Here is a 12,861-nt window from a genome sequence, read left to right as displayed (position 1 = left end):
TCCGCGCCGCTGACGATAAAAAAATAGTCGGGAGCGGCGCCGGCGCACCGCTCCCGAACCATCCTCGACGACTTACGCGCGCTTCTTGCGCTCGTTCTCGTCCACTTCCTGGAAGTCGGCGTCGATGACGTCGTCCTTCTTCTCCGCCGACGCCGCGGCGCCGTCGGCACCGGGCGCGCCCTCGGCCTGGGAGGCGGCGTACATCGCCTCGCCGAGCTTCATCGAGGCCTGCATCAGGTCGTTGGTCTTGGCCTTGATGCCCTCGGCGTCGTCACCTTCCAGCGCGGTGCGCAGGGAGGCGATCGCCGTCTCGATGGCGCCCTTGTCGGCGGCCGAGACCTTGTCGCCGTACTCCGCGACCGACTTCTCGGTGGCGTGGATCAGGCTCTCGCCCTGGTTCTTCACCTCGACCAGCTCGCGGCGCTTCTTGTCCGCCTCGGCATTGGCCTCGGCGTCCTTGACCATCTTCTCGATGTCGGCGTCGGAGAGACCGCCCGAGGCCTGGATGCGGATCTGGTGCTCCTTGTTCGTCGCCTTGTCCTTGGCCGTGACGTTCACGATGCCGTTGGCGTCGATGTCGAAGGTCACCTCGATCTGCGGCATGCCGCGGGGCGCCGGCGGGATGCCGACGAGATCGAACTGGCCGAGCAGCTTGTTGTCCGCCGCCATCTCGCGCTCACCCTGGAAGACCCGGATGGTGACCGCGTTCTGGTTGTCTTCCGCCGTCGAGAAGACCTGGGACTTCTTGGTCGGGATCGTGGTGTTGCGGTCGATGAGGCGCGTGAACACGCCGCCCAGCGTCTCGATGCCCAGCGAGAGCGGGGTCACGTCGAGCAGCAGCACGTCCTTCACGTCGCCCTGGAGCACGCCCGCCTGGACCGCGGCGCCGATGGCGACGACCTCGTCCGGGTTGACGCCCTTGTGGGGCTCCTTGCCGAAGAACGCTTTGACGACCTCCTGCACCTTGGGCATGCGCGTCTGGCCGCCGACGAGCACGACCTCGTCGATGTCGTTGGCCGAGACGCCGGCATCCTTGAGCGCCTTGCGGCAGGGCTCGATCGTGCGCTGCACGAGGTCGTCGACGAGCGACTCGAACTTGGCGCGGCTGAGCTTGAGCGCGAGGTGCTTCGGCCCGGTGGCGTCGGCGGTGATGTAGGGCAGGTTGATCTCGGTCTGGGTGGCCGAGGACAGCTCGATCTTGGCCTTCTCCGCGGCCTCCTTGAGGCGCTGGAGGGCGAGCTTGTCCTTGGTCAGGTCGATGCCCTGCTCCTTCTTGAACTCGGCGGTCAGGTACTCGACCACGCGGTTGTCGAAGTCCTCGCCGCCGAGGAAGGTGTCGCCGTTGGTGGACTTCACCTCGAACACGCCGTCGCCGATCTCGAGGATCGACACGTCGAAGGTGCCGCCGCCGAGGTCGTAGACCGCGATGGTGCCGGACTTCTTCTTGTCGAGGCCGTAGGCGAGCGCGGCGGCCGTCGGCTCGTTGATGATGCGCAGGACTTCAAGGCCGGCGATCTTGCCGGCATCCTTGGTCGCCTGACGCTGGGCGTCGTTGAAGTAGGCGGGCACGGTGATGACAGCCTGCGTCACCGGCTGGCCGAGATGCGACTCGGCGGTCTCCTTCATCTTCTGAAGGGTGAAGGCGGAGATCTGCGAAGGCGAGTACTTCTTGCCGTCGGCCTCGACCCAGGCGTCGCCGTTGTCGCCCTTGGCGATCTTGTAGGGCACGAGGCCCTTGTCCTTCTGCGTCAGCGGATCGTCGTAGGTCCGGCCGATCAGACGCTTGATCGCGAAGAAGGTGCGTTCCGGATTGGTCACGGCCTGCCGCTTGGCGGGCTGGCCGACGAGGCGCTCCCCGTCGTCGGTGAAGGCGACGATGGACGGGGTGGTGCGGGCGCCTTCCGCATTCTCGATGACCCGCGGCTGCGTGCCTTCCATGACGGCCACGCAGGAATTGGTGGTGCCGAGGTCGATACCGATCACTTTACCCATGGTGGGATCCCTCTGTTGGATTTTTCAAGCAGACCGCCGAGCCCCGAAGCAGCTCGACCCATGGCGGTACAAAACATCAGGTTTGAGAACGGGATGGATCCGAAGCGCCTCGCCCTTGCGGGTTGCGCTTCAAAGGCTTCGTCCCGTGTCCCGCCGCATATAAGAAGACGGCTACGCCGCCGCAAGAACGCGCGCCGCACGGTTGAGCGAGCGCCGTCATCCGCCGCCGCGCCGAAGCATTCGCCGGATCGTGTGCCCGCGGAAAGGCTTGTTTGTTGCCAGGCTGCCACGTCCGCGCCACGGGTGGCGTGCTACGACACGGGCATATCGAGAGAAAGCCGTCGCCCGAGAAGACGGCGCATGACGAGAACGCCCGCGCGGGGGCGTCGAACCGGGAGGCCGACTGCCTGATGTTCCTGCCCGACCCCGAGAGGAACTTTGCCGTGAAGTCTCGTCCGTTGCGCGCCGCGACGGGGGCACTTGCCGTGGTCGCAGGCCTGATGGTGGTCTCGTCCACCCCGGCGCGGGCGCAGAACTTCTTCGAGGAGCTGTTCGGCATCGGGCGGGCGGCGCGTCCGCCGCAGCCGCCGCGCAACGTGCCGGTCCAACCCCCGCCCCAACCGGCCGATCCCGGCGCGCCGGGCGCCCCGGCGCCGGGGGAAGGCGCCGAGACCCGGCCGAGCGTGCCGGCCGCACCCCGCCAGCCGGTGGTGCTGCGGGTGCCGGCCGAGGACAACGTCGCGGGGCAGGACCTGCTGCTGAACGGACTGAACGGCTCCCTGAAGATCGAGCGGAGCGGATCGGCCTACACCGCCCAGATGACCCTGCCGGGCACCAAGATCTCGCAGCCGACCGAGAACTGCACGGTCAAGCTCAACGGCGGCAAGCCGGTGCCCCTGAGCGCGGAGGGCCGGGCGCAGGGCGTCTCCCGTTTCTCGGCGACGAGCGCCGAATGTCCGTTGCGTTTCGAGATCTTGGACGGCAGCGTGCTCGCCACGCCGCTCGGCTCGGGTCCGGCCTGCACCTTCACCGCGGCGGATTGCGAGACGACGCCGTCGGGCCTGTGGGGACCGGGTGCGGCGAGCCTGATCCCGCAGGCGGGCGAGTTCGACACCGCCCGCGGCGTCGCCGACAAGGCGGTGCGCGACAATTACAAGGTCATGACCCAGCGGGCGCGGGGCGGCGATGTCCGCCCGATCGTGCAGGAGCAGGCGGCCTTCTCCTCCGACCGCGAGCAGGCCTGCCGGACCTATGCCCGCGAGGGGGCGCACGGCTACTGCCACCTGCGCTTCACCGAGGCGCGGGCGATCGCGCTCGCGGCGCGGCTCGGCGCCAACGTCGCGACGCCGACCGCCGCCAACACCCCGCCGCGGCCCCGCCGCAGCCGCGGCCCGGTCGAGGGGATGAATCCGGACGCGCAGGGGGCGGAGCCCCTCGCCGACCAGTAAGGGGGGGCGAGCCTCGCTCGGCGAGCGGGGCCGTTCGCGGCCGGACCGGAGCCGTCGTCGCACGGGCGGAACTGCGGGTTTCGCGTCCGTGTTGCGCCGAGGTGCACCAAGAGTGAGCCTCGGTATGCCCGACGAGAAGATCGAAGCCTACACCGACCCGGCCGGCGGATGGGGTTCGGCCCGATCCCTCGTCGACATCCTGACCCGCGAGGAGATCCCTGTCTCCGGCGCGGCGATGCTGATGAAGCAGAACAAGCCGGGCGGCTACATGTGCGTCTCCTGCGCATGGTCGAAGCCGGCCAAGCCCTCCGCGTTCGAATATTGCGAGAACGGCGCCAAGGCGACCGCCTGGGAGCAGACCCGCAAGCGGATCGGCCCCGACTTCTTCGAGCGCCACTCGGTGACCGAGCTGCTGAGCTGGCCCGATTACGACCTTGAGGAGAAGGGTCGCATCACCCATCCGCTGCGCTACGATCCGCAGCGCGACCGCTACCTGCCCGTCTCCTGGGAGCAGGCCTTCGAGGAAATCGGCCGCGAGCTCCGAGCCATCCGGGAGACGGACCCGAAGGCGGCGGTGTTCTACTCCTCGGGCCGGGCCTCGCTGGAGACGAGCTACATGTACGCGCTGTTCGCGCGGATGTACGGCAACAACAACCTGCCCGACTCCTCCAACATGTGCCACGAATCGACCTCGAAGGCGCTGCCGCAATCGATCGGCGTGCCGGTCGGGACGACGGTGCTGGAGGATTTTGAGGCCACCGACCTGATCCTGTTCTTCGGCCAGAATGTCGGCTCGAACGCGCCGCGGATGCTGCACCCGCTGCAGGACGCCCGGCGCCGGGGCGTCCCGATCATCACGTTCAATCCGCTGCGCGAGCGGGGGCTGGAGCGCTTCACCAACCCGCAATCGCCGATCGAGATGCTGACGCATTCCTCAACGCAGATCTCGACCCAGTACCATCAGGTGAAGGCGGGCGGCGACATCGCCGCGATCGCCGGGATCTGCAAGGCGCTGTTCGCCATGGACCGGCAGGCGCAAGAGGACGGGCGCCCGCGCATCCTCGACATCGACTTCATCGCCGAGCACACCCACGGCTTCGAAAAGTTCGAAAAGTTCTGCGACCGGCTCGAATGGCCGGCGCTGGAGACGAAGTCCGGCCTGAAGCGCGAGGGGATGGAGGCGGCGGCCGCCGTCTACGCCCGCGCCCGGGCGGTGATCGGCATCTACGGAATGGGGCTGACCCAGCACCGCCGCGGCACCGAGACGGTGCAGATGTTCGTCAACCTGCTGCTCCTGCGCGGCAATATCGGCCGCCCCGGCGCCGGCATCTGCCCCGTGCGCGGCCACTCCAACGTGCAGGGCCAGCGCACCGTCGGCATCGCCGACGAGCCGTCGCTGGTGCCGCTCGACAAGCTCAAGGACATGTACGGCTTCGAGCCGCCCCGCGAGAAGGGGATGAACACCGTCGAGACCTGCGAGGGCGTGCTGTCCGGCAAGGTGGAGGCGTTCGTCGGGCTCGGCGGCAACTTCGTCCGCGCCATCCCCGACACGCGGCGGATGGAGGAGGCGTGGCGCGGCATCCGGCTCACCGTGCAGGTCTCGACCAAGCTCAACCGCTCGCATCTCGTCCGCGGCGAGATCGCCTACATCCTGCCCTGCCTCGGCCGCATCGAGATCGACGAGCAGGCGAGCGGTCCGCAGGCGGTGTCGATGGAGGATTCCACCTCCTGCTTCCACGGCTCGCGGGGCGTCGCCTCGCCGGTCAGCGACCACGTGCGCTCGGAGCCGTGGATCGTCGCGCAGCTCGCCAAGGCGACGCTGCCGCCCAACCCGAAGGTCGATTGGGACGCCTGGGTCGGCGATTATGCCCGGGTGCGCGACGCGATCGAGGCGACCTACCCGGAAAAGTTCAAGGACTTCAACGCGCGCCTGTTCGAGCCCGGCGGCCTGCACAAGCCGCTCGCCGCCCGCGAGCGCAAGTGGGAGACCGATACCGGCAAGGCCAACTTCGTCGTGCCGCCGGACGGGCTCGACATGGACCCGGACATGAAGAGCGACCGGCGCGACGTGCTCGACCTCATCACGCTGCGCTCGAACGACCAGTTCAACACCACGGTCTACGGCTATCACGACCGTTTCCGCGGCGTGAAAGGCACGCGGCAGGTGCTGTTCATGAACGAGAACGACATCGAGCGCCTGCAACTCGCCGACGGCGAGACCGTCGACGTCGTGACCGAGGCCGCCGACGAGTTCGCCCGGGAGGTGAAGGGCCTGAGGATCGTCAAGTACGACATCCCCGAGGGCAATTGCGCGGGCTACTACCCTGAGCTGAACGTGCTGATCCCGCTCTGGCACCACGACGCGCAGGCCAAGGTCCCGGCGGCGAAGGCGATCCCCGTGCGGATCGCCAAGGCGGCGGAGCTGGCCGTGAGGGACTGAGGCCCGACCCACTGGACTGGATTGTACGGTGTGCAAATTGTCACTTGCACACTGTGCAAACTCGGCGCACCCATGACGGCGTGACGAAGCGGTCACGCCATCGGAGTGATGCCATGTTGACGCTGTTGCGAACGCTTGCCCGCGGCGCTGCCGCCCAGGCCTGCGAGGACGCCTACGACCGCCACGCCCTCCTCGTGCTCGATCAGCAGATCCGCGAGACCGCCGCCGACCTGGAGCGCGGCCGGCGGACGCTGGCCGCAGCCATGGCCGGGGACGCGGCCGAGGCGCGACGCCTGGCGGAGGTCGAGGCGCGCGCCGCCGATCTGGAGACGCGGGCCGTGGCCGCACTCTCGGCCGGCCGCGAGGATCTCGCCCGCGAGGCGGCCGAGGCGATCGCCACCCTCGAAGCCGAGCGGGATGCCCTGCGCGCCGCACGGGCGACCTTCTCCGCGGAGGTGACGCGGATGCGCGCGGTGCTCGCCGACGCGACCCGGCGTCAGGCGGCTTTGGAGCGCGGGCGCCGGGTCGCGGCAGCCGCGGAAGCGGTCCGGCGTCTTCGCGGGACGCGCACGGTGAGCGGGAACGCGAGCCTGCGGGAGGCCGAAGCCACGCTGGCCCGCCTTCGGCGGAACCAGGCCGAGGCAACCGATGCCGACGCGGCGCTCGCGGCGATCGAAACGCCCGAGGAGACGATCGCGGAGCGCCTCGAACGCGAGGGCTTCGGTCCGCGGACGCGCCCCACCTCCGACGACGTGCTCGCCCGCCTGCGGAGCCGCGCCGAAGCCGACCGCGCCGCCACCGCCTGATCGCCACCCCATCCGCTTTCGAGGAACCGAACCATGTCCCAAGAGACCGCGCAGCATACCGGCGCCTGGGTTGTCTTCACCCAAGCCTCCTTCATCGCCTCCGCCGCCCTCGTCGGCTTCGGCATCCTGTTCATGCCCCTCGACTTCTGGATGAAGGGCTATCTCGCCATGGGCACGGTGATGCTGGTCCAGTCCTGCATCACCGCCACCAAGACGCTCCGCGACGTCCACGAGGGCCGCCGCATGGTCAACCGCATCGAGGATGCCCGCACCGAGCGCCTGCTGATGTCGGTCGGCAAGGAGTGACGCGAGAGGCGACGAAAGACGGCCGCCGGGGGAGACTCGACGCGCGCCCGCGACGGTCCATATTCGTGGCATGGACAGTTCGGACGGAGCTCACGCGCGACGGCAGGCGATCATCGATCGCCTGCTCAGCGACGCCCTGCGCCCGGCCGGCGGCGTGGTGCTGCCGAGCCACGACGCCCTGCCGGCCGACATCCGCATGACCGTCGATCGCCTGCTCGCCAAGGCGGATGCCGAGCGCCGCCGCTCGCTGACCTACGACGACCTTGAAGAGGCGCTGCCGCCGCGCGACGTGACCGCCGACGATCTCGAGGCAATCTTCTGGGTGCTGGCGGAGTACGGGATCGAGCTCGACGAGGGCGACTAACCCTCCGCCCCCTGGAGCAGCCGTGCCGCCGCCGCGCGAGCCTCGTCGGTCACGGTGGCGCCGGCCAGCATTCGGGCGATCTCTTCCCGGCGCGCATCCGCCGCGAGCCCGACCACCCGGGTCGTGACCCGATCGGCACTCTTCTCCGCGCCCTTGGCCGCTTTGCCCTTCACATTGTCCTTGGCGATCCGGAAATGCGTCGCGGCGCGGGCGGCGACCTGGGGCGCGTGCGTCACCGCCACCACCTGAACCTGCTCCGAGAGTCGGCCGAGCCGCGCGCCGATGGCGTCGGCGACCGCGCCGCCGAGGCCGGTGTCGATCTCGTCGAAGATCAGCGTCGGCGCCGACCCCTTTCCGGCGAGGACGACCTTGAGCGCCAGCATGAAGCGGGACAGCTCGCCGCCGGAGGCGACCTTCATCATCGGGCCGGCGCGGGTGCCGGGATTGGTCTGCGCCCAAAACTCGACGCGCTCGGTCCCCGCGGCGTCGCGTGAGGCCTCGTCCACGGTGATCTGAGTGATGAAGCGGGCGCCCTCCAGCTTCAGCGGCGGAAGCTCGGCCTGGACCGCGGCGTCGAGGGCTTTCGCGGCCTTTCGGCGTCCGTCCCCGAGCCGCTTGGCTGCCTGGGCATAGGCCGCCTCCGCCGCGTCGAGTTCCGCTTCGAGCCCGGCGAGCGCCTGCTCGCCGGCATCGAGTGCCGCCACGTCGGCGTCGTAGCGGCTGCGCAGGTCGGCGAGGTCGTCGGCCGGGACCGAATATTTCCGCGAGGCGGCGCGCAGGGCGAACAGGCGCTCCTCGACCCGCTCCAGCTCGCGCGGATCGAACTCGGCGGCGAGCACCGCGGCATCGAGGGTGGCGCGCGCCTCGTCCAGCGCGACGAGGGCGGCATCGAGGGCGGCGATGCTCGGATCGACCAGGCTCGGCACCGTGGCGCTGCGCCGTTCGAGGCGGCGCACGGCGGAGGAAAGATGCGGCACCAGCGAACCGGAGCCGCCGACGAGGTCGAGGGCCTCGTTCAGCTCGCGCGCGACCTTCTCGCCCTGCTGCATCACCGTGCGGCGCTCGGCGAGCGTCGCCTCCTCCCCCGCCTGCGGGTCGAGGGTCCCGAGTTCGTCCACCGCGTGGCGCAGGAAGTCGGCCTCCTTCTGCGCCGCCTCGACCCGCGCGCGCTGCTCGGACAGTGTCGAGCGGGCGGAGCGCACGCGCTTGGCCGCGGCGGCGACTTGATTCAGAGGACCCTGGAGGCCGCCGAAGGCGTCGAGGATCGCGCGGTGCGTCGTGGGGTCGGCGAGCGCCCGGTCGTCGTGCTGGCCGTGGATCTCGACGAGCGCCGTGCCGATCGCCCGCATGGTCTGGACGCCCACCGGCTGGTCGTTGACGAAGGCGCGGGTGCGCCCGTCGGCGAACTGGGTCCGGCGCAGGATCAGGTCGCCGTCGGTGTCGATCTCGGCCGCCGCGGCGACGGCGCGGGCGGGATGGTCGAGGGGGACGTCGAACACGGCGGTGACGCCGCCCTGGGCCTCGCCCTGCCGCACGAGACCGCCGTCGCCGCGCCCGCCGAGAGCCAGGGCGAAGGCGTCGAGCAGGATCGACTTGCCCGCGCCGGTCTCACCCGTGAGGACGGTGAGCCCCGCGGTGAAGGTCAGTTCGAGCGTGTCGATCAGGACGATGTCGCGGATTGCGAGCTGGACGAGCATGAAGCGGCGCCAGAGCCCCTTATTGGATTGTGCGCGGGTTTAGCCGTAAGCGGAGAGGACTTCATCCGGAAAGTGCTGCGAGACCCGTGACGACCATCGGCCGCGCGATGATCGCGACGCGGGTCGCCTCGCTCACCGGGTCGGATGTGTCTGGGAGCCGGTGCATGCGTGTCGTTGCCGTGAGTCGAGTCCTCGATGAGGTCGATATCATCGAGGCCTTCATCCGGCACACCGCCACCTTCGTCGATCACCATGTCATCCTGGACAACGGCAGCCGGGACGGAACCATCGAGATCATCAGACAACTCGCGGCAGAGGGCATCTCCCTGACGGTCTACCAGTCGCCGTCGATCTGCTTCTCCGAGCGGGACATGAACAACTGGCTCTACAACGAAGCCGTCCAGCAGCACGATGCGGATTGGGTCGCCTGCCTCGACAGCGACGAGTTCTACGACGAGCGGCAATTGCCGGGAGGATTGCGGACTTATCTTCGAGAGTTGGAGAATTCCCGCGAAAACGTGGTCGCCGTCCGGATACCCTGGGCGCATTACAACTACACCACGCGCGACGACACGGCCGAGAATCTCGTGCCCCGCCGCATCACCCACCGCACGGACGTTGCGGACGACGGCAAGGTGATCGCGAGCTGGCGGCTGTCGAAGGAGGGGGGCCTCGTGCTGGAGGGGCAGCACGACGTGCATCTCCCCAAGGGCAGCCGCGGCACGGTCGTGACCGAGCGGCGCCTCTGGATCGCGCATTTCTCCGAGCGCAACGCCGCGCAATACGTCACGAAGGTCGTGCGCGGTTGGGCGAAGATCCTGACGGCCGGTCAGGCCAGCGTGGATCGGGGCTTCTCGGCCCATTACCGCGGCCCGTTCGAGCTTCTCAGAGACCATCCCGAGCAGCTGCTGCGGTCCGAGTGGTTTCTCGAGCGGAAGAACGAGGATCGCAGCGTGATCCACGACCCGATGGATTACCGCGGCGGCCCGCTCCGCTACACGCCTCCGAACGATCCCGAGATGCAGTCGATCCGGGCGCTCGTCGGGTTCCTCGCGGAGGTGTGCAGCCGATACGGCGACCTCACGGACGCCCTGCCCGTGGCGAGGGCGTATTCCGAGCGGATCGACCGGCGGATCGACCGGCTTCTCTGAAGCCCCCTCGCCTCTCCTGCAAGCGGAAGGGAGTGGCATCGCCGCGGGGTCCGAGAGAGTCGAAACGAAAAAAAACAGCGTCCCGGATCCCAGATCCGGGACGCTGTTCGAATGCTTCGCCCGCGACAAGCCTGCCGCGGGGACCGACGGGCCGGTGCTACTCCGCGGCGGCGGTGCGGCCGATCAAGCCGCGGTAGATCTTGCTGATCCAGGAGGACTTCTCCTCCCGCGGCTCCAGGCCGCCGGTCTGCAGGAGCTTGTAGGCGTCCTGATACCAGGGGCTGTCCGGGAAGTTGTGGCCGAGGACGGCCGCGGCGGTCTGAGCCTCGCCGGTGATGCCGAGCGCCATGTAGGCCTCGACCAGACGCTCCAGCGCCTCTTCGGCGTGGCGGGTCGTCTGGTACTTGCTGACCACGTCGCGGAAGCGGTTGATCGCCGCCGGGAAGGCGCGCTTCTCGAGGTAGAAGCGGCCGACTTCCATCTCCTTGCCGGCGAGCTGGTCGCGGGTGATCTGGATCTTGGCCTTGGCGTCGGCGGCGTATTCGGAGGTCGGGTACTTCTGCACCAGCTCCTGGAGCGCCACGAGGGCGCGCTCGGAGCGCTCCTGATCGCGGGTCACGTCCGGGATCTGCTTATACTGCGACATCGCCATCAGGTACTGGGCGTAGGCCGCGTCCTTGCTCGCCGGGTGGCGCTGCAGATAGCGCTTCGAGGCGGTGATGGCGTCGTCGTACTTCGCGCCCTCGTAGTTCGCGTAGGCCGTCATCAGCAGGCCTTTCCGCGACCAGTCGGAATAGGTGTACTGCTTGTCGAGCTGCTCGAACTGCTTGGCGGCGTTCTCGTAGTCCTTGTCCTCCATCTTCGCCAAGCCCTCGCTGTAGAGCTTGTCCGCCGGCGTGTCCGGAACGGCCTCGGGCTTGTACTTCTCGGCGAAGAGATTGGTCGGATCGAGGGCATCGCAGCCGCCGAGCCCGAGGCCGAGGCTGAGGAGCACGGCCGCCATCGCGCCACGGGTCGGGAAGGTCAGAGGCATCGCGGTCAAATTCCCTGTCAGGCCCGGCCGATCGGACGACGGCACGCGACCTACGCGCAGGCTTTCACGGGTGGAGGCCGATTCGGGCGTCAAAACGGCGGGGCGGTGGCAACCGTTAAGGATTTCGCCCTGAGCGTTGATCGCGGAACGATGTGGCCTGGCGGTTACAGTTCGGCGGCGAAGGCGGCGATGCTGAGACCGAACTCGGCGCGGGCCGGCTCGCGGCGGGTGCCCTGACCCTCGACGATGGCGTAGTTCGCGCGGTCGGCGAAAAGGGCTTCGAGGATGCCGACATTCATGCGGTGGCCGCCGCAATAGGAGCGGTAGGCGCCCTGGATCGGCAGGCCGGCCAGCGCGAGGTCGCCGACCGCGTCGAGGAACTTGTGGCGGACGAACTCGTCCGCGAAGCGCAGGCCCTCCGGGTTGACGACGGCGGTCTCGCCGACGGCGACCGTGTTGTCGAGGGAGGCGCCGAGGGCGAAGCCCGCCTTCCAGTAGCGCTCCACGTCCTTCATCATGCCGAAGGTGCGGGCGGGGGCGATCTCGCGGCGATAGGCGGCCGGGGTCAGGTCCATCGCCTTGCGCGAACGGCCGATCACCGGGGATTCGAAATCGATCTCCACGTCGAGGCGGAAGCCGCGGTCGATCGGGCGGAGCTCGGCGAAGGCGCGTCCGGCCTCGATGCGGACGGGCTGGAGCACCTTGATCCAGCGCCGCGCCGCGCCGCAGAGGGCGAGGCCCACGCTGTCGATGGCTTCGACGAAGGGGCGGGCGCTGCCGTCGAGGATCGGCATCTCGGGGCCGTCGATCTCGATCAGCGCGTTGTCGACGCCCAGGCCGTAGAGGGCCGACATCAGGTGCTCGATGGTGGCGACGGCGCCGGTCTCGACGTCACCGATGACGGTGCACAGCTCGGTGGCGGAGACGCAGGCGAAGTGGGCTTTGATGAGCCGGTCGTTGCCGGTGGTCGTGCCCGTTCGCAGGAAGGCGATACCGTGGTTGGCTTTGGCCGGGTGGATCGTGATCTCTGCCGGGTTTCCGGAGTGGACTCCGATTCCGGTGAGGGTCACGGACGTTTTGAGCGTTGTTTGTTGGTTCGTCCGCATACCTTAGCCCTCGGCCAGGATCCTTCCCGCGCATCCCCGTTCCGGGGCGCGGTGTGGGAAAGTCCGTCCGCTGCTTGAAGCCTCTGCGAGCGCTGCCGGTCGTTCGACCTTCCGCGCCTTCTGTCGTTCCGGGAGCGTGTATAGCTGTGGCAAACAGGACGGCCAAATCACGGATTCTTACGATCTGTTACAGCCACGGTTTCGCCACGATCTTTGAAAAGCATTTTGTGATCAGTGTCTTAACAAGCAACTAAACCCGGGATCTTGCGATCCCGGGCCTGTTGCCGAAACACCTCACTCTAGGCCGATGGGGGCATGGTTGCCCCCACCAATCCACAGCCGATCGGCCTCTCAGTTCGCCTGACGGCGGAGGAAGGCAGGGATCTCGAGCTGGTCGTCTTCCATCATCCGCGGCGGCAGGGCGCGGCCCTGCGCGTCCAGATTGCCCTGAGCGGGACGGTACTGCGGTGCCTGCGGCGCGGGCGCCCGGAGGGCCGGCTCGACCCGCGGCGCAGGCA

Annotated in this window: 11 protein-coding genes; 6 read left to right on the top strand and 5 right to left on the bottom strand. The window is 68.8% G+C overall.

Annotated elements, in window-relative coordinates; all coding sequences use genetic code 11:
* Positions 1 to 72: 72 nt before the first annotated feature.
* A complete protein-coding gene (gene dnaK, locus ABS772_RS09635) occupies positions 73 to 1,992 on the bottom strand; it encodes a molecular chaperone DnaK (RefSeq protein WP_238254845.1) in 1,920 nt (639 codons plus the stop codon).
* 410 nt (positions 1,993 to 2,402) lie between these two features.
* Here dnaK and ABS772_RS09630 point away from each other — a divergent pair, with 410 nt between their 5' ends.
* From ABS772_RS09630 to ABS772_RS09610, 5 genes are all read left to right on the top strand, one after another.
* Positions 2,403 to 3,440, top strand: a complete 1,038-nt coding sequence (locus tag ABS772_RS09630) for a hypothetical protein (protein WP_350394052.1) — start codon at positions 2,403 to 2,405, stop codon at positions 3,438 to 3,440.
* 124 nt (positions 3,441 to 3,564) lie between these two features.
* The gene (locus tag ABS772_RS09625) at positions 3,565 to 5,880 is read left to right on the top strand and encodes an FdhF/YdeP family oxidoreductase (protein ID WP_350394143.1); all 2,316 of its coding nucleotides are present in this window, start codon (positions 3,565 to 3,567) and stop codon (positions 5,878 to 5,880) included.
* A gap of 113 nt (positions 5,881 to 5,993) precedes the next feature.
* On the top strand, positions 5,994 to 6,686 hold the full coding sequence (locus ABS772_RS09620) for a PspA/IM30 family protein (protein ID WP_350394050.1): 693 nt from the start codon (positions 5,994 to 5,996) through the stop codon (positions 6,684 to 6,686).
* A gap of 33 nt (positions 6,687 to 6,719) precedes the next feature.
* Positions 6,720 to 6,992, top strand: coding sequence for a YiaA/YiaB family inner membrane protein (locus ABS772_RS09615; protein WP_350394049.1), 273 nt, complete (start codon positions 6,720 to 6,722; stop codon positions 6,990 to 6,992).
* Positions 6,993 to 7,062: 70 nt separating this feature from the next.
* Positions 7,063 to 7,356 carry an RNA polymerase sigma factor region1.1 domain-containing protein gene (locus ABS772_RS09610; RefSeq protein WP_152277411.1) on the top strand — a complete coding sequence of 98 codons (294 nt, stop codon included), beginning with the start codon at positions 7,063 to 7,065 and terminating at the stop codon, positions 7,354 to 7,356.
* Here ABS772_RS09610 and recN read toward each other — a convergent pair.
* On the bottom strand, positions 7,353 to 9,053 hold the full coding sequence (gene recN / locus ABS772_RS09605; RefSeq protein ID WP_350394047.1) for a DNA repair protein RecN: 1,701 nt from the start codon (positions 9,051 to 9,053) through the stop codon (positions 7,353 to 7,355). The genes ABS772_RS09610 and recN overlap by 4 nt on opposite strands.
* A 164-nt stretch (positions 9,054 to 9,217) precedes the next feature.
* Between recN and ABS772_RS09600 the strand changes: the two genes are divergently transcribed.
* Complete coding sequence (locus ABS772_RS09600; RefSeq protein ID WP_350394045.1) at positions 9,218 to 10,204, top strand: glycosyltransferase family 2 protein; 987 nt, start codon at positions 9,218 to 9,220, stop codon at positions 10,202 to 10,204.
* A gap of 157 nt (positions 10,205 to 10,361) precedes the next feature.
* On the opposite strand, the gene ABS772_RS09595 is transcribed toward ABS772_RS09600, so the two are convergent.
* The 3 genes from ABS772_RS09595 to ABS772_RS09585 form a co-directional block, all read right to left on the bottom strand.
* Complete coding sequence (locus ABS772_RS09595; RefSeq protein ID WP_350394044.1) at positions 10,362 to 11,237, bottom strand: outer membrane protein assembly factor BamD; 876 nt, start codon at positions 11,235 to 11,237, stop codon at positions 10,362 to 10,364.
* Positions 11,238 to 11,401: 164 nt separating this feature from the next.
* Positions 11,402 to 12,343, bottom strand: coding sequence for a UDP-3-O-acyl-N-acetylglucosamine deacetylase (gene lpxC, locus ABS772_RS09590; protein WP_350394043.1), 942 nt, complete (start codon positions 12,341 to 12,343; stop codon positions 11,402 to 11,404).
* Between the two features lie 351 nt (positions 12,344 to 12,694).
* A partial coding sequence (locus tag ABS772_RS09585) for a hypothetical protein (protein WP_350394142.1) occupies positions 12,695 to 12,861 on the bottom strand: 167 nt, incomplete at its 5' end.

This window comes from Methylorubrum podarium, assembly GCF_040270385.1.
Classification (GTDB): Bacteria; Pseudomonadota; Alphaproteobacteria; order Rhizobiales; family Beijerinckiaceae; genus Methylobacterium; species Methylobacterium podarium.
The sequence above is the reverse complement of the archived record's forward strand: the minus strand, read 5'-3'. Positions and strand labels throughout refer to the sequence as shown.

Bases quoted from the DNA above. Each gene is read 5' to 3' on its own strand.
- dnaK (WP_238254845.1), bottom strand. From the start codon at position 1,992: ATGGGTAAAGTGATCGGTATCGACCTCGGCACCACCAATTCCTGCGTG.
- ABS772_RS09630 (WP_350394052.1), top strand. From the start codon at position 2,403: ATGTTCCTGCCCGACCCCGAGAGGAACTTTGCCGTGAAGTCTCGTCCG.
- ABS772_RS09625 (WP_350394143.1), top strand. From the start codon at position 3,565: ATGCCCGACGAGAAGATCGAAGCCTACACCGACCCGGCCGGCGGATGG.
- ABS772_RS09620 (WP_350394050.1), top strand. From the start codon at position 5,994: ATGTTGACGCTGTTGCGAACGCTTGCCCGCGGCGCTGCCGCCCAGGCC.
- ABS772_RS09615 (WP_350394049.1), top strand. From the start codon at position 6,720: ATGTCCCAAGAGACCGCGCAGCATACCGGCGCCTGGGTTGTCTTCACC.
- ABS772_RS09610 (WP_152277411.1), top strand. From the start codon at position 7,063: ATGGACAGTTCGGACGGAGCTCACGCGCGACGGCAGGCGATCATCGAT.
- recN (WP_350394047.1), bottom strand. From the start codon at position 9,053: ATGCTCGTCCAGCTCGCAATCCGCGACATCGTCCTGATCGACACGCTC.
- ABS772_RS09600 (WP_350394045.1), top strand. From the start codon at position 9,218: ATGCGTGTCGTTGCCGTGAGTCGAGTCCTCGATGAGGTCGATATCATC.
- ABS772_RS09595 (WP_350394044.1), bottom strand. From the start codon at position 11,237: ATGCCTCTGACCTTCCCGACCCGTGGCGCGATGGCGGCCGTGCTCCTC.
- lpxC (WP_350394043.1), bottom strand. From the start codon at position 12,343: ATGCGGACGAACCAACAAACAACGCTCAAAACGTCCGTGACCCTCACC.